The following is a 15651-nucleotide window of genomic DNA, read 5'->3' on the forward strand; positions in this document are numbered from 1 at the left end:
ATTTGACTTACTTTTGTAATTTTAGGGGATATTCATGCGAAATGTCAACTATTTTCCTATTAAACTATGAGAAAAAATGATAGATCGTACTGAGCGGCAAAAAGAACCTCCCACCCCGCTGCTCCGCACATACCTTCATTAATTAAAAAAAAGGGTGTACATTGATTTTTTAGAGGCTGGCGGCTATAATTTTGTTGATTATGATTCTCATTTTCAAACTGACTTTTAATGAAGAAAAGGATGACACCGATTTTGCAGGATAAGCGAACTCAACAAAAACGATCATCATATATTCTGTTCTTTTTGATATTTTTTCTCGCCGTCATTGGTTTAGCGGCTGCCATGTTTTTTGCTGTGTCATACGGTGCAAAAACATTGTCTCTGCAAACGGTTTGGACAGCTGTATTTGACTATCAGTCAAATGTCACAGAGCAGCAGATCATCCATGAATTAAGACTTCCTCGTGTTTTAGGGGCAGCTCTAGTGGGAGCGGCGTTTGCCGTAGCAGGTGCTCTTATGCAGGGCATCACAAGAAATCCACTGGCAGATGCGGGGATTTTGGGCATTAATGGCGGTGCGATGTTTGTGGTCGCTCTCTGTTTTGCTTTTTTCCCAGGAATACCTTATTCGGCACTGATGTTTTTTTCCTTTATTGGTGCTGTGCTCAGTACGCTGCTGATCTTTGCGATTGGGGCGGCTGGCGGCGTATTGACACCGCTGCGCCTCACTGTAGCAGGAGCGGTTGTAGCCGCATTGCTTCATGCGCTCAGCTCTGGGATCGCGATTTATTTTGACCTGAGTCAGGATCTGGCTTTTTGGTATGCAGGCGGGGTAGCTGGTGTGAAATGGCCGCAGCTGACGATTCTCGCCCCGGTCATTCTGATTGTGATCGTATGGGCAATGCTATTAGGGCGGTCACTTTCCTTACTATCGCTCGGTGAAGATACAGCGGCAAATTTAGGGGTGAAAACTCGACAAGTGCGAATACTAGGAATGACTGCTGCTGTGTTATTAGCAGGGGTTTCTGTATCGGCAGTCGGATCGATTGGGTTTGTTGGTCTCGTCATCCCGCATATTGCACGAAAGCTTGTTGGTGTAGACTATCGTTTCGTCATTCCAATGTCAGCAATATTAGGCGCAATGCTGCTTGTCTTTGCAGACCTTGGCAGCCGTACAGTCAATCCGCCAAGAGAGCTTGCCATTGGCGTGATGGTGGCACTTGTTGGTGTTCCTTTCTTCTTATACATTGCCAGAAAAGAAGGGAGGAACCTGTCATGAGAGAGAAACAGCGTGCTCTTGTCGTGACAGTCGTTTTGCTTTGCCTGAGTGCGGCTGTTGTACTCTATAGTTTAAATACCGGTACGCTGAAACTAAGCCCTGTCATGGTCGTTAAGACGTTATTTGGCTTTGGAGATTTCCAAAGTGAAACGGTGCTGTTTGACTATCGTCTGCCTCGAATTGTGGTGACGATGTTAGCTGGTATTGGTCTTGGGATTGCTGGCGGCATTTTGCAGAGCTTATCCCGTAACCCACTCGCCGATCCTGGGATTATTGGATTGAATGCAGGGGCAGCATTTGGCTTAATTGTGTTTGTGACATATTTTCACGCACTTGAAGGCAATCCGTCTCTTCTTATTCCGCTCTTTACGTTTGGCGGCGGACTGCTTGCGGCAGCGGTCATCGTGCTTCTTGCATATGACCGGCATGAAGGGCTTGTTCCTATCCGGCTGATCTTAGTGGGAATTGCGGTTGCTGCGGGATTTAGTGCACTCACCTTATATTTGTCATTGAAGCTGGATGAAGATACATATACGTTTGCTTCAAGATGGCTTGTGGGCAATGTATGGGGGAGAGACTGGATTCATGTGCTGGCACTTCTTCCTTGGATTGTATGCCTTGTGCCGCTTACGCTGATGCAGTCAAACACGCTCAATGCATTGACTTTAGGAGATGCTGTCGCCTCAAGTGTAGGTGTACGTGTTCAGCGTAAACGTCTCCTTTTGCTGACCTTAGCAGTTGGCCTGGCGAGTGCAAGTGTTTCGATGACAGGCGGTATTGGCTTTATTGGCCTCGTCGCCCCGCATTTGGCCAGACGGCTTGTCGGGTCACTGCATCAGTATTTTTTACCAGTTAGTGCGCTGCTTGGCTTGTTGATTTTGGTCAGTGCCGATACAATCGGACGTTCCATCTTTGCTCCAAATGCCATACCAGCGGGTGTGGTCGTGGCCTTTATCGGTGCCCCGTATTTTCTCTATTTATTAACTAAAACGAAATAAACATGAAAGAGGAACTCATCATGAAAAAACTACTAGTGTTTGGATTAACGATCTGTTTCTTGCTGCTTGCCGCTTGCGGACAACAGGAAACAAAGAATACAACAAATGAAAAGACCAATGGAACACCAAAGATTGCTTCCTTGTCCATTCATTTAACAAATGACTTGTTAGCACTCGGTATTAAGCCGGCGGGCTCTGTTGTTGGAGGAGACTTAAAAGATTTCCTTCCACATGCGAAAAAGCAGCTGAGTCAGACGAAGAAGCTCGGCATTGCAGCTGATCCAGATATGGAATCACTGCTTGCGTTACAACCAGATGTCATTTATGTTGATGAAGAATTAGCCGGACAAGACTTATCGAAATATAAGAAGATCGCCAAAACAGAAGTGTTTAATTTAAATGATGGCACATGGCGGGATCATTTGAAAAAAATCGCCAAACACGTCAATAAAGAAAAAGAAGCGGATCAATATATTAAGAATTACAATCAAGAAGCAAAAGAAGTCAAATCGCTCATCAAGAAAAAGATTGGAAACGGAAAAGTCATGGCGATCCGTGTGACAGCAAAGGAGCTTCGCGTATTTAGCATGAAGCGCCCAATGGGTCCTATTTTATACGAGGATTTAGGCCTGACACCTGTCGATGGTGTGAAAAAGCTGGACAGCAAGCGCCCATTTGAAGTGATTTCTCAAGAGGTTCTTCCTGATTATGATGCTGATGCGATCTTTGTCGTTGTCAACCGTGATGATAAAGCGCAGCAGGCATTCAAGCAATTAGAAAAGACTCCGATTTGGAAGGGTCTAAAAGCAGTGAAGAAAAACCAAGTCTATCCAATTGTCGATCAGCCGTGGCTCGATTACTCAGCTCTAGGCAATAAAATGGCATTGGATGAAGCAAAAGAGATGTTTTCTAAATAAATAGCAAATGAAATCAGGCATCATTCCGTATATAGGAATGATGTCTCTTTTTTTGATTCGTTCTTCTATTCATTCGGCTGCTGCATACATATGAGAGAGAACGAGCAATACCGCCCGTAAGAAGAGGAAAGGGAGGGGTTACAGTTGGAGGTTCAAAAAATTAGTGCAGGTACAATTGCAAGACTTGTGCTGCTTTTACTGGCGCTTGTTAACAGTGCGCTAACCGCTGCGGGAAAAAGCCCAATTCCTATTGATGAAGAAGGCGTTCAGCAATTCATCACGCTGGCCTTTCTGGGGATCACATCACTATGGGCCTATTGGAAAAACAATGATATAACGAAAAAAGCACGAACAAAAAAAGAAGAATAAGAGAAAAAAGAGCCTTTCATGAAACAAAGGCTCTTTTTCATCGAAGCGTCAAACGCCTCTCCCCGCAATCATTCTTCCTGAAAGGCTTACGCCCGGCGTTCTCCCATGTTGTTGAGGAATGCTTTTACTTCCTCAATGCTTAAGCCAATCGCTTTCGCTTCACTCATTAGACGCTTCCACTCTGCGATATTTGAATCAGTCAGCTTTCTATGGGTGACATGTAACGACTTTTCTTCCTGCTCCTTTCGGTACGTTTGGAGCAGCTGATAGAGCTCTTCTTTAGGCATGCCGGCTTGGACGGCACTCACAATATGCTCCCGCCATTCGTGTTCACCACCCTCAGCGTAATGAAACATCATCGTCTCTGCATCAAACAGCTCTTGTAAATCGATCTCTAATGAAGAGGATACCTTTTTTAAGAACTGGACAGATGGATTCCTGTGGACACCACGCTCAATTTTGCTCAAATATGACTTAGAGACATGAGCATCCTCAGCCAGCTGCTGAATCGAGTATCCTTTTCTCTTTCGGTAAATGCGTATCACCTTGCCTATCATTCGATCAATGATCTCCCTTCTCCCCGGCGAATAGTTCTGCGACCTTTTCGTTCATTATAAGAAATAAATTGTTCTTTATAAAATTCAAAAACGTAAGAATCAGGAAGTAAACAAAAGAAAACGAACGATTTCGTTCTTTAAAAAGAACTATAAGACCTATTATGACATTTTTCTTTGCGGGTATTATCTTTTATAATCCAATCATTAACAAAAAGAAACCATATATAACCTTTTTATGATGAAATCGGGAGGTATCTATGAATGAGAATATAGGTTTTAAGCAGCTGTTTTCTGTCATTAAAGAGAAAATGGCCCTTCTGATCCTGATTGTCCTGATCGTAACGGGCATTTCAGCCTATTATCAGTTCTATGTCTCGACTCCTGTATATCAGGCAACCACTCAAATTCTTGTTCATAAACGCAGCAATGACGCACAAGCAGATTTAAACGATATTCAGATGAACCTTCAATATACACGTACCTTTCAAGTTTTATTAAAAAGCCCAATCGTCATTGAAAAAGTAAAAGAAACACTCCATCTCACAGAATCAGCAGAAGGACTAAAACACAAAATTGCCACAAGTACAGAAAATGAGTCTGAGGTCATCAATATTTCTGTACAAGATGAGGATCGCGCGAAGGCAGTTGCTATTGCGAATACCGCAACAGAGGTGCTGCAAGAAGAAATCAAAAAAACGATGAATATGGATCGCATTAATGTTTTGTCTGAAGCCAAGCTGTCCAACACGATTCTGATGAATTCAAGAAAATTCGTTCATATCGTTCTGGCACTAGGCGCCTCTTTATTAGGGGGAATGACACTCATTTTCTTAATGAATTTACTCGATGATACTGTAAAACGAACACATCAAATAAGAGAAGAGATCGGATTGCCGTCGCTTGGCAGTGTCTATCAAATGCAGGCAGATAGGAGGGCCAAAAAAGACAAGCAGTCCGTCATAACGGGAGGACAGAACATTGATCTTTAAGAGGAAGAAAAGAGAAAAGAGAGATTTATCCTGTATTTCTGTATTAAATCCTCACTCTGTCATTGCGGAACAATTCCGTACGATCCGAACAAACATCGAATTCACATCGATTCAAACAAGGCTGAAATCTATATTGGTGACCTCCTCCTTGCCGAAGGAAGGGAAATCATTTACGGCTGCAAACTTAGCAGCTGTTTTTGCACAGCAGAACAAGCGGGTGCTGCTCATGGATGCTGATTTGAGAAAGCCGGCCGTTCATGAATATTTTGACCTGAGTCATCACACCGGTTTGACAAATGTGCTATTAAATAATTGCAGCTTGGAGGAAGCTGTTTTATCTACACCGATTGAGCATTTAGAGCTGCTTCCGAGCGGAACCATTCCGCCGAATCCAGCGGAGCTGCTCTCCTCTTCTGTGATGAAGCAGCTCTTTTATGAGATTGAACAGCAATATGACATGGTGATCGTTGATTCCACACCGCTTCTGCCAGTTGCAGATGCAAAGATCTTGGCGAACCGGACGGATGGGAGCATTCTCGTTGTCTTAAGCGGCAAAACAAAGATAGCTGCTGTGAAGAAATCAAAAGAAGTATTAGAGGGAACAACAAGTAAACTGCTTGGAGCTATGCTAAATGGCAAGAAAGAGAAAAAGGGCAGGCTGTATATGTATTAAAAAGATTGATAGGTGATGTCTCCTAATCTTTAACAATGGAGGCACTCGATCCTGCTGTGGGCATAACCGGTGCCTTAGATGCTCGTCATCAGTAGTGGGGTGTGAGGACGGGTTTGATGCCCATGTTACGTAAGAATAGTGATGCTTTAAAAAGGGGGAGGAGCGTTGACTTACGCCCAAAGATTATCAATCATCGTAGCACTAGATTCATATCTCATCTTAGTTGCCGTCTTTTTTGGCTTTCAATTTGTCCAAGAGGCGGCCTTAACCGTATATACATTTGAAATGCTCGCCATTTCTTCTCTCAGTCTGCTCATTGGGCACCATATATTTGCCTGCATATTTCATGTGTACAAGCAAGTATGGGCTTATACAGGAGTAAGAGAGCTATTTTCTTTAATGAAGACCTTTGTGTGTTCTTTTTTATTTTCGATGACAATGCTGTATCTTTTCGTGCAGACATGGCCATTTCGGTTTTTATTCATCGTGTGGCTTTTTCATATCTTATTCATCGGTGCATCTCGTATGGCTTCTAGGCTATTTCATGACGGGGCAAAACGGCTTCAGGCAGAAAAGGAGCGGGCATTAATTATTGGCGCCGGATCAGCGGGGACCATGCTCGTTCGTCAGCTTCAGCAATCGAGTGATGTACATATTGAGCCAGTCGCCTTCATCGATGATGACAAGACGAAGCATAGGCTTGAAATTATGGGTCTGCCTGTCATAGGAGGAAAAGAACAAATTCAAACAGCTGTCGTCATGATGGATATTCAGAAGATCATCATCGCCATTCCGTCCAAAAGCAGCCACACCTTAAAAGGGCTGTATAAGGAATGTGTAGCGACCGGAGTCAAAACACAGATCATGCCGGAAATGGAGCAGATTTTAAAAGGAAGCCATGCGCTGAATCAATTACGGGATGTACAGCCAGAGGACTTATTAGGAAGAGAACCGATTCAATTAGATACGAGCCGTCTAACTGTACATTTAAAAGGAAAAACGATCATGGTCACAGGGGCAGGCGGATCGATTGGGTCAGAAATCTGCCGTCAAATTTGTGTGTTTGCTCCTCAAGCGATTGTACTTGTGGGACATGGAGAATTTAGCATTCATTCTATTTTACTAGAGCTGAAAGAATTGTATGGAGACAGCATCAGACTCTATCCACAAATTGCGGATATTCAAGATAAACAAAAAATGAGTGAAATTGTTGGTCAATTTCAGCCGGATATGATTTATCATGCTGCGGCACATAAGCATGTCCCGCTCATGGAGATCAGTCCGAAAGAAGCCGTGAAAAACAATATTATCGGGACAAAAAATGTCGCAGAAGCTGCACACGAGCACGGCATTGAAACATTTGTCCTCATCTCATCTGACAAAGCGGTCAACCCTGCCAATGTGATGGGAGCCACAAAACGGTTTGCTGAAATGCTAATCATGCAAATGGGGGCAAGCAGCGAAACAAAATTTGTCGCCGTTCGATTTGGAAATGTACTCGGGAGCAGGGGGAGCGTCATCCCTATTTTTAAGAAACAAATCGAGCAAGGCGGGCCGGTGACGGTCACACATCCAGCCATGACAAGATATTTTATGACCATCCCAGAAGCATCAAGGCTTGTGATACAGGCAGGTGCACTGGCAGAAGGAAGACAGATTTTTGTTTTAGATATGGGGGAACCAGTGAAAATCGTGGACCTCGCAGAAAACCTCATTCACCTTTCAGGCTACACCACAGACCAGATTCCGATCACTTTCACAGGCATTCGTCCTGGAGAGAAAATGTACGAGGAATTACTCAACCAGCATGAAAAAGCACAGGAGCAAATCTTCCCGAAAATTCACATCGGCCAAGCGCTGGATGGTGACCCATATGTGCTGAACCGCTTTATCCATGAATTTGACATGATGAGTGAAGAGCAAATGAGACAAGCATTATTTGCTGCCATTGAGTCGCATGATATGTTGTCCGATCAGATGAAACGAGAGGAGGAAGCGCTTGCCAATGAAGAAAAAAGTCTTGTTTTGCGCAACGGTTGATTATCACTTTAAGGCCTTTCATCTTCCGTATTTCCGGTGGTTTCAGGAACAAGGTTGGGAAGTGCATACAGCGGCAAATGGCCAGCTGGAGCTGCCCCATGTGAATCAAGCTCACTCGATTCCGATTCAACGTTCTCCTTTTCATGTACGCAACCGGCTTGCGTATGTAGAACTGAAGAAGCTGTTAGCGAAAGAGCACTATGATATCATCCATTGCCACACACCAATGGGAAGTGTCATTGGCAGGCTCGCAGCCAAAGGCATGCGCAAAAAAGGAACGAAGGTTCTTTACACAGCACATGGTTTTCACTTTTGGCAGGGGGCGCCGCTTCAAAACTGGCTGCTCTATTATCCAATTGAGAGATTTCTCGCCCGCTATACAGACGCTTTGATCACCATTAATGGAGAAGATTTTAAAAGAGCCGACCGTTTATCAAAAGAGCGGACATCTGTTTATTATGTGCCCGGTATGGGTGTGGATATGAAACGGTTCGCACCAGTCGATGAAAAAGAGAAGCAGCGCCTTCGCGCCGCATATGACTTTTCCTCGGATGATTTTATCGTGCTGTGTGCTGGCGAATTAAACATGAATAAAAATCAAGGAATGCTCATCAAAGCATGTGCACAGCTGTCTAGGAAAATACCAAATATGAAGATCGTGTTTGCCGGGGAAGGGACAATGAGGCCAAACTATGAAAAGCTTACCCGCCAGCTCCAACTTGAAAAGCATATCCACTTTGCTGGGTTTTGCAAACAAATGGAGGAATGGATGCATATGAGCGATGTGTGTGTTTCTACCAGCTTGAGAGAAGGACTCGGCATGAACCTGCTTGAAGCGATGTCTGCAGAAAAACCTGTGATTGCAACGGAGAATAGAGGGCATTGTGAGCTTGTCAAACATGGCGTCAATGGTTTTTTAGTTAAACCGCAAGATGTGAATGGTTTAGCTGATTATTTGCAGCAGCTCTATGACAAAAAGGATCAGCTGCTTCTCATGGGAAAAGCGGGGCGCTCAATGGCTCATGCATTTGCACAGGAGCAGACGATCAGTGCAATGGAAGAAATTTATACAATCTATATGGATCAAGCAGAGAAGGTGATACAGCATGCATAAACCAAAGGTGTCTATGATCATGGGCGTCTACAATTGCCAAGAGACAGTAGAAGAAAGCATTGAATCCATTCTTCATCAAACATATGAAAACTGGGAGCTCATCATATGTGATGACGCATCAACAGATGGCACTTATGAGAAAGTGCTGTCTTATACAAAACGACATCCTGAAAAAATTCGCCTGATCCGCAATAAACAAAATCAAAGACTCGCGGCCAGTCTCAATCGCTGCCTGGCTGAAGCGAGGGGAGAGTTGATTGCAAGGCAGGATGGCGACGACATGTCTGTGCCGGTTCGTTTAGAAAAACAGGTTCATTTCCTCGATACATATCCTGAATATGATGTGGTCGGTACGGCGATGACGGTTTTTGATGAATCGGGAACAAAGGGTGTGAGGGCACTTGTTTCAGAGCCTGATCGGAAAGTGTTGGCAAGAGGGACCCCTTTTTGTCATGGGACCATTATGATGCGGGCTTCTGCATACAAGGCTTTACATGGCTATCGCTCTGTGAAAGCAACAAGGCGGATGGAAGATATCGATCTTTGGATCCGCTTTTTTGCTGCTGGGAGGAAAGGTTTTAATTTACAAGATCCGTTATATCTGGTGAGAGAGGATGAAGCGGCCTTTCAGCGGCGAAAATTTCGATATTCGATGGATAATGCCTGGCTCGTTTTGAAAGCATGCTGGGTATTAAAGCTGTCGCCGCTTGACTATTTATTTGCTTTAAAGCCGGTGGTCCGTGCCTGCTTGTCACCGAAGGTCATGAAGCTTTATCATCGCCGGAAGCTGGCGTCGTCTATGCTGAAGAGGAGGGCGGTTCGGGATGAGTGAACCAAAGCGCGTGCTTCATATTGTGGGCGGGATGAACCGCGGCGGAGCTGAAACGATGATCATGAATATCTATCGTGCACTCGATAGGAATGTCCTTCAATTTGATTTCATTACCCACCGGCAGGACGTCTGTGATTATGATGAGGAAATTCGCCGGCTTGGGGGACGCATCTTTTACGTCCCGAGTATTGGGGCGTCCTCTCCGGTGACTTTTGTGAAAACATTGACAAAGACGATCAAGAAAACAGGACCCTATCAGGCAGTGCATGCACATACGGATTTTCAAACAGGCTTCTCCGCACTTGCTGCAAAACGAGCGGGTGTGAAGGTGCGCATTTGCCATTCACATAATACAGCGTGGAAGCAGTCACCAAACTGGCTGGATCATATGATGCTCAAAGGATTTCGCCAGCTGATCTTTGCGTTCTCTACACAGCTTGTTGCATGCGGCGAGGATGCCGGTGTCTTTTTATTTGGACAGAAAAAAATGCAGAATGGGCAAGTTGAGGTGCTGCCAAATGGGATTGATTTATCCCTTTTTTTTCAGCCTGATCCAGACGAAAAGGCAGAGATCAAAAAGCAGCTTCATCTTTGCGGAAAAAACATGGTCATCGGTCATATTGGGCGGTTCCATGAGCAAAAAAATCACGTTTTTTTTATAGAACTGGCCCAGACTTTAAAGAAGCAAGGAGTTTCATTTCAGCTTGTCCTCGTAGGGGATGGACCGCTGAAGCAAGTAGTCGAATCGTATGCGGAGAAGGCAGGCTTGATGGATGACATTGTCTTTACAGGCGTCGTATCAGACGTTCCGCAGTATATGAAAGCATTTGATGTTTTTGTGATGCCTTCCTTGTTTGAAGGTCTTCCGCTTGTATTAGTGGAAGCACAGGCGTCTGGGCTTCCTTGTGTGATTTCAGATCATATTACAGAGGAAGTGGATTTAGGCTGCGGGCTTGTGAAAAGGATGTCGCTGCGAGATTCCGCGCATGAATGGATGAAGGCGGTGCTTGAAGCGTATCATGCAGAACCTCCGCTTCAAGAGACCATTACCTCTCAGCTTGAACAAAGAGGATTTGATGTGAAACAGAATATTACACGTGTGATGAATCTATATGGACTGTAAGGAAGGAAGGGCAGATGGCGGTTTATTTGGTGAACATGATCATGGTCTATTTATGGTCGAGCTTTGCCGCATTTTACGGCAGACGTGATGATACCATTCAAAGCGGATGGCGGCCTAATAAGCTTCTGGTGTTTTTTCCGTTTTTGTTTCTTTGTATCGTAGCTGGTATTCGGTATAAAGTAGGAACCGATTTTGTCACATATGGCCAGATGTATGAGTTTTCCATCAATTATGAAAGGCCTTGGCATATATTTGGATTCGGTGTGGATAAGGCCGCAACGGATCCAGGGTTTACGTTTATTTTATGGATGCTTAATCAACTGTCTCATGATCCGCAAATCATGTATATCTCAGTCGGAGCCATTACTTATTTTTTTATCATCAAGACGCTAATACAATATGGCCGTCCATTTGAGCTGAGTATGCTGCTTTTTCTTGGGACCTTTCATTATTATGCGTCATTTAATGGCATGCGCCAGTATATGGTGGCAGCGATTCTTTTTTATGCCATCCGGTTGGTGATCAATGGTCAGTGGAAATTGTATTTTCCGCTCGTCCTTGTATGTTCATTGTTTCATTCATCGGCCCTCATCATGATTCCTGTGTATTTTATCGTGAGAACAAAGGCTTGGTCTTGGATGATGCTGGTCTTATGCCTGATTTTCTTAGGTTTAACCGCTCTTTATGACCGTTTTGTCTCGGTGTTTGTGGTGATGCTGCAAGGCAGTTCATATGGTCATTACGAAGAATGGCTCACGACGAATACGAATGGAATGAATGTAACAAAAATCGGTGTCTTGATTTTGCCGCTTATGCTTGCTTTCTTTTATCGAAAACGACTTCGTGAGCTGACGCCTGAGAGTGATTACATTGTGAATTTTTGTTTGCTTGGTTTCTTGTTTGGCATCCTTGCAACGAAGGATGTCATTTATGCAAGATTTCATATTTATTTTGGTTTGTATCAGCTCATTTTACTGCCATATTTCACACGCATTTTTGATCAGCGGTCTAACGTTTTTATGTATGTAGGGATTGCTGTTTGCTATATTCTGTACAGCATCATGCTGATGCCGTTCGATTCTTCAGTTTTGCCGTATAGAACGATATTTACAAAGTAGATTTGAAGAAAGGTGGGGCATGCTGTAATGCCAGCTATCAGTCTATTGGTCGCAGTTTACAATACGAGTCAATATGTGGAGCAATGTCTTCAATCAATTGCAGATCAAAGCTTTTCCGATATAGAAGTCATTCTTATCAATGATGGATCGACCGATCACAGCGGAGAATGGCTTGAAGCGTTTGCTGAGCGTGATAAGCGTTTCCGGGTAATCCATCAACCCAATCAAGGGTTAGGTGCTGTGAGAAACCGGGGCATCGAGGAAGCGAAAGGGACGTATCTCGCCTTTGTGGATTCAGATGATATTCTCGCTCCTCATTACTGTGAAGCTATGTATGAAAAAGCTGAAATGACCGAGGCAGATCTTGTCGTGAGTGAGTATTGGATTCAATTTGAACAGTCAAAGCGAACGATACCAACGACGCTGTTAGACAAGCGCTCAGCCGAAAAAACGGATTTAATCAAAGCGTTATTACACGGAGACTTGACTGGATTCTCATGGAATAAGCTGTATCGGCGTGCCTTTATGGAAGAACACCACATTCGATTTCCACTGCGGGGTGAGCTTGAGAACATTGAAGATCAATATGTGACGCTGCGCTGTTTTTCTTTATCACGCAGCATCGCTTTTGTTCATGAGCCCCTATATTATTACAGGGTTCATCTGTCATCTATTGTGCAGCGATATCAGAAGCAGTATTTTCATCATGGACTGACCTTTTATCATGCGCAGCGCTTGTTTTTAAAAGAGCATGATGACATCTCTCTGTATGAGAAAGCATTAGATTTTTTTATCGTCAATCATACGCTTCATTGTATGCTCAACGAATGGAAGAGCCAAAATGCCCTCTCTATTCAGGAAAAGCTTGATCACATGCGGGAAATGGTGACACATGATGCTTTTCAGCATGCCGTCAAACAAGTGGAGCCATCAAAGCTCACAGTTCGAAAGCGGATGATTTTATTTCTTGCTAAGTGCCGATTGATTTATCCGCTTTCTGCTGCGGCTTCAAGCTATCAAAAATGGATCGAATATCAGACAAGGAAATAGGGGTGATGGGTTTGACATTGCAGCAATTGAAGGCGAACACCGCAGAGTGGCTGCTCTTAAAAATCAAATATCCGCTTGAGTATAGACTGAGCCGCCAAAGGCTGCCAGAGCTGAGTCATCAGAAGAAAATCATTCTCACGCTGCTGCCGGGACATGATAATTTAGGGGATCATGCGATTGCCTATGCTAGTTATTGTTTTTTAAAGAAACTATTTCCAGACTATGACATCATAGAAGTGGACATGAAAGAGATCTATCGCCTTGCCCGTCCGCTAAAGCGCAGCCGGCACCCAGAAGACATCGTCTGTATCATCGGTGGGGGCAATATGGGGGATTTATACCGGTACGAAGAATGGACGAGACAATTTATTATCAAGGCCTTCAAGTCCTACCCCATGATCCAGCTGCCTGCCACTGTACATTTTACAGAAACAAAGAGAGGAAAACGAGAGGAGCGCCGCGCCATTCACACGTATAAGCAGCACCCAAGACTGCTCCTCATGGCAAGAGATCAAACAACCTATGAATGGATGAAGCAGCATTTTCCTGATCAAGATGTGTGGAAGCAGCCTGATATGGTGCTGTCATTAGACGAATCATCAAAGGATGAAACACGTGAAGGGGTTCTGCTTTGTCTGCGTGAGGATCAAGAAGCATATCTGACAAAGGAATCGCGCCAGCAGCTACAGCAGCATATCCAAGAGACATATAATCAAGTCGGTTTGATCACAACGACAATTGGCAAACGAGTCGATCGAACAACTCGCTTAGATGAATTAACGGCTTTGTGGACGGAGTTTAAAAAAGCGCAGGTTGTCGTGACAGATCGTCTGCATGGCATGATTTTTTGTGCGATCACTCATACACCGTGTGTTGTCCTTAGATCGTTTGATCATAAGGTAATGGAGGGATTTGAGTGGGTGGCTCACCTTCCGTTTATGACCCTTTTAAAAGAACCAAATGAGGCAGCTGTGAAAGAGGCAGTTCATCAGCTGATGAAAACAAGCGGTCAAAAGGGAGAGGAAGCTGGATGAAGGCTCTTAAACACTGCGTGAAAGCACAATGAATCGGGCGTTTCTTTACAATGCCAGTGCGAACTTAATCACGTTTGTCCTCATGATGCTTATGTCTGTTTGTTTAACACCTTATATTGTTCATACGCTTGGAGTGGAAGCATTCGGCTTAATCCATCTGACGCAAAATATGATCAACTATTTATCGGTCATTACGGCTTCGTTAAGTGCGGTTGTTGTGCGATTTTTTTCTGTGGCGGCTCATAAAGGAGAGATGGAGAAGGCGCAGCGCTATCTCGCTTCCTATTTCGTCAGTTCGTTTTTACTATCTATTAGTCTCTTTTTGCTTTGTCTTTTCATGTCTCATCAGCTGGTTGAGTGGCTTCATGTGCCTGTTCATCTCGCAAAAGACACACAGACTGCCTTTATTTTAGGGGGTCTTTTATTTATGCTCAATTTCGTCATGTCTGGCATTGGGGCTGCACCGTTTTATGCGAATAAGCTCTATGTATCAAGTGTTGGACAAGCGATTCAAATGTTTTTGAGGGCACTGATGATTGTCATCCTGTTTACATGGACGACACCAGCCATTTGGCATATTCCACTTGCGGCCGTCATTGGAAGCTTAGCAGCTATGGGAATCGGTATCTATTATTTTAAGAAACTCATCCCTTGGTTTTCGTTTAAGTGGCGGCACGTCTCATTATCGTCTAGTCTCACTCTTGTTCGATCAGGGGTCTGGCATTCATTTGAGCAAATGGGGATTTTGTTGTTTTTACAAATTGATTTATTGATGACCAACTTGCTCATTGGAGCGGAAGCGACGGGGCAGTATGCGGCGATTTTACAGTTTCCATTATTATTACGCACACTGGCAGGGACACTGGCCGTTGTGTTTGCCCCAACGATCACGAAATTTTATTCGAATCAGGACAAAGAGGGACTCATTCAATATGCTGCAAACGCCATTAAGTGGAGCGGCTTATTTGTTGCGTTCCCAGCCGCACTTCTAGGAGGTCTCGCTGGTCCGCTCATGCTTTTATGGCTTGGGCCTGCCTTTGAAGAGCTGAAATGGCTTCTCATGATTCATGCGGCTTATTTATGTTTGACCTTGATGTTTTTACCGCTCACATATGTGCCGACCGTGTTTAATCGATTTAAAGTTCCGGCGGTTGTCACCCTTATATTAGGTGTGTCGAATGTGCTTTTTGCTTATGGATTGACTCATATGCTGCAGCTTGGTTTATATGGCATTGCATCAGCAGGGGCAATGGTTTTATTGATCAAAAATATCGTGTTCCTGCCTTTTTATACGGCCAGCATCACGAATCAGAAACGCACTATCTTTTATCAACATACGCTGGTTCCTCTTGCAGGAGTGCTATTCATTTGGGGCGTCTGCGCAGGAATTCAGGCGGTATATAATGTGACTTCATGGTGGGAGCTGTTTTGTATTAGCGGGCTTTGTTTCATTCTCTATATGGGCTACTTGTATCTGTTTGCAGGAACGAAACGAGAGCGGATGCAGCTGATGCGTAAGGTAAAACATGCGGTCTCCCGCTAATATGAAAAGGAGATGC

General features: G+C 44.1%; 15 protein-coding genes. 14 read left to right on the plus strand and 1 reads right to left on the minus strand.

The window, feature by feature from the left end:
* Positions 1-252: 252 nt before the first annotated feature.
* The 4 genes from ACLGGR_RS08165 to ACLGGR_RS08180 all read left to right on the plus strand — a co-directional run bounded on the left by ACLGGR_RS08165 (position 253) and on the right by ACLGGR_RS08180 (position 3562).
* The gene (locus ACLGGR_RS08165; protein WP_185907614.1) at positions 253-1278 is read left to right on the plus strand and encodes a FecCD family ABC transporter permease; all 1026 of its coding nucleotides are present in this window, start codon (positions 253-255) and stop codon (positions 1276-1278) included.
* The gene (locus ACLGGR_RS08170; RefSeq protein ID WP_065214796.1) at positions 1275-2276 is read left to right on the plus strand and encodes a FecCD family ABC transporter permease; all 1002 of its coding nucleotides are present in this window, start codon (positions 1275-1277) and stop codon (positions 2274-2276) included. The genes ACLGGR_RS08165 and ACLGGR_RS08170 overlap by 4 nt, the downstream gene beginning before the upstream one ends.
* Positions 2277-2293: 17 nt before the next feature.
* On the plus strand, positions 2294-3193 hold the full coding sequence (locus ACLGGR_RS08175; protein WP_410972989.1) for an iron-hydroxamate ABC transporter substrate-binding protein: 900 nt from the start codon (positions 2294-2296) through the stop codon (positions 3191-3193).
* Between the two features lie 144 nt (positions 3194-3337).
* Positions 3338-3562 carry a phage holin gene (locus ACLGGR_RS08180; protein WP_024423530.1) on the plus strand — a complete coding sequence of 75 codons (225 nt, stop codon included), beginning with the start codon at positions 3338-3340 and terminating at the stop codon, positions 3560-3562.
* Between the two features lie 86 nt (positions 3563-3648).
* On the opposite strand, the gene slrR is transcribed toward ACLGGR_RS08180, so the two are convergent.
* The gene (gene slrR / locus ACLGGR_RS08185; RefSeq protein WP_251215945.1) at positions 3649-4119 is read right to left on the minus strand and encodes an HTH-type transcriptional regulator SlrR; all 471 of its coding nucleotides are present in this window, start codon (positions 4117-4119) and stop codon (positions 3649-3651) included.
* Positions 4120-4376: 257 nt separating this feature from the next.
* Here slrR and ACLGGR_RS08190 point away from each other — a divergent pair, with 257 nt between their 5' ends.
* The 10 genes from ACLGGR_RS08190 (at position 4377) to ACLGGR_RS08235 (ending at position 15635) form a co-directional block, all read left to right on the plus strand.
* Positions 4377-5108 (plus strand): YveK family protein, encoded by a 732-nt coding sequence (locus ACLGGR_RS08190; protein WP_024423528.1) that lies wholly within the window; start codon positions 4377-4379, stop codon positions 5106-5108.
* Positions 5098-5781, plus strand: a complete 684-nt coding sequence (locus ACLGGR_RS08195) for a CpsD/CapB family tyrosine-protein kinase (protein WP_075611942.1) — start codon at positions 5098-5100, stop codon at positions 5779-5781. The genes ACLGGR_RS08190 and ACLGGR_RS08195 overlap by 11 nt, the downstream gene beginning before the upstream one ends.
* A gap of 165 nt (positions 5782-5946) precedes the next feature.
* Positions 5947-7821 carry a polysaccharide biosynthesis protein gene (locus ACLGGR_RS08200; protein ID WP_142945250.1) on the plus strand — a complete coding sequence of 625 codons (1875 nt, stop codon included), beginning with the start codon at positions 5947-5949 and terminating at the stop codon, positions 7819-7821.
* Entirely contained in the window at positions 7787-8935 is a 1149-nt protein-coding gene (locus ACLGGR_RS08205) for a glycosyltransferase family 4 protein (protein ID WP_251215944.1), read from the plus strand. Before ACLGGR_RS08200 ends, ACLGGR_RS08205 begins: the two co-directional genes overlap by 35 nt.
* A complete protein-coding gene (gene epsE, locus ACLGGR_RS08210) occupies positions 8928-9767 on the plus strand; it encodes a glycosyltransferase EpsE (protein ID WP_410972857.1) in 840 nt (279 codons plus the stop codon). The genes ACLGGR_RS08205 and epsE overlap by 8 nt, the downstream gene beginning before the upstream one ends.
* Complete coding sequence (locus tag ACLGGR_RS08215; RefSeq protein ID WP_251215942.1) at positions 9760-10890, plus strand: glycosyltransferase family 1 protein; 1131 nt, start codon at positions 9760-9762, stop codon at positions 10888-10890. The genes epsE and ACLGGR_RS08215 overlap by 8 nt, the downstream gene beginning before the upstream one ends.
* Before the next feature lie 14 nt (positions 10891-10904).
* Positions 10905-12008 carry an EpsG family protein gene (locus tag ACLGGR_RS08220; RefSeq protein ID WP_410972858.1) on the plus strand — a complete coding sequence of 368 codons (1104 nt, stop codon included), beginning with the start codon at positions 10905-10907 and terminating at the stop codon, positions 12006-12008.
* A 27-nt stretch (positions 12009-12035) separates the two neighbouring features.
* Positions 12036-13058, plus strand: coding sequence for a glycosyltransferase family 2 protein (locus tag ACLGGR_RS08225; protein ID WP_410972859.1), 1023 nt, complete (start codon positions 12036-12038; stop codon positions 13056-13058).
* 11 nt (positions 13059-13069) lie between these two features.
* Positions 13070-14092 carry a polysaccharide pyruvyl transferase family protein gene (locus ACLGGR_RS08230; RefSeq protein WP_410972990.1) on the plus strand — a complete coding sequence of 341 codons (1023 nt, stop codon included), beginning with the start codon at positions 13070-13072 and terminating at the stop codon, positions 14090-14092.
* A 28-nt stretch (positions 14093-14120) separates the two neighbouring features.
* The gene (locus ACLGGR_RS08235; protein ID WP_410972860.1) at positions 14121-15635 is read left to right on the plus strand and encodes an MATE family efflux transporter; all 1515 of its coding nucleotides are present in this window, start codon (positions 14121-14123) and stop codon (positions 15633-15635) included.
* Positions 15636-15651: the final 16 nt, after the last annotated feature.

Source organism: Bacillus sp. BD48, assembly GCF_046566805.1.
Taxonomy (GTDB): Bacteria; Bacillota; Bacilli; order Bacillales; family Bacillaceae; genus Bacillus; species Bacillus safensis.

Excerpts from the sequence above, each read along its gene's own strand:
- ACLGGR_RS08205 (WP_251215944.1), top strand. The coding sequence starts at position 7,787 with ATGAAGAAAAAAGTCTTGTTTTGCGCAACGGTTGATTATCACTTTAAG.
- epsE (WP_410972857.1), top strand. The coding sequence starts at position 8,928 with ATGCATAAACCAAAGGTGTCTATGATCATGGGCGTCTACAATTGCCAA.
- slrR (WP_251215945.1), bottom strand. The coding sequence starts at position 4,119 with ATGATAGGCAAGGTGATACGCATTTACCGAAAGAGAAAAGGATACTCG.
- ACLGGR_RS08220 (WP_410972858.1), top strand. The coding sequence starts at position 10,905 with ATGGCGGTTTATTTGGTGAACATGATCATGGTCTATTTATGGTCGAGC.
- ACLGGR_RS08170 (WP_065214796.1), top strand. The coding sequence starts at position 1,275 with ATGAGAGAGAAACAGCGTGCTCTTGTCGTGACAGTCGTTTTGCTTTGC.
- ACLGGR_RS08190 (WP_024423528.1), top strand. The coding sequence starts at position 4,377 with ATGAATGAGAATATAGGTTTTAAGCAGCTGTTTTCTGTCATTAAAGAG.
- ACLGGR_RS08225 (WP_410972859.1), top strand. The coding sequence starts at position 12,036 with ATGCCAGCTATCAGTCTATTGGTCGCAGTTTACAATACGAGTCAATAT.
- ACLGGR_RS08215 (WP_251215942.1), top strand. The coding sequence starts at position 9,760 with ATGAGTGAACCAAAGCGCGTGCTTCATATTGTGGGCGGGATGAACCGC.
- ACLGGR_RS08235 (WP_410972860.1), top strand. The coding sequence starts at position 14,121 with ATGAATCGGGCGTTTCTTTACAATGCCAGTGCGAACTTAATCACGTTT.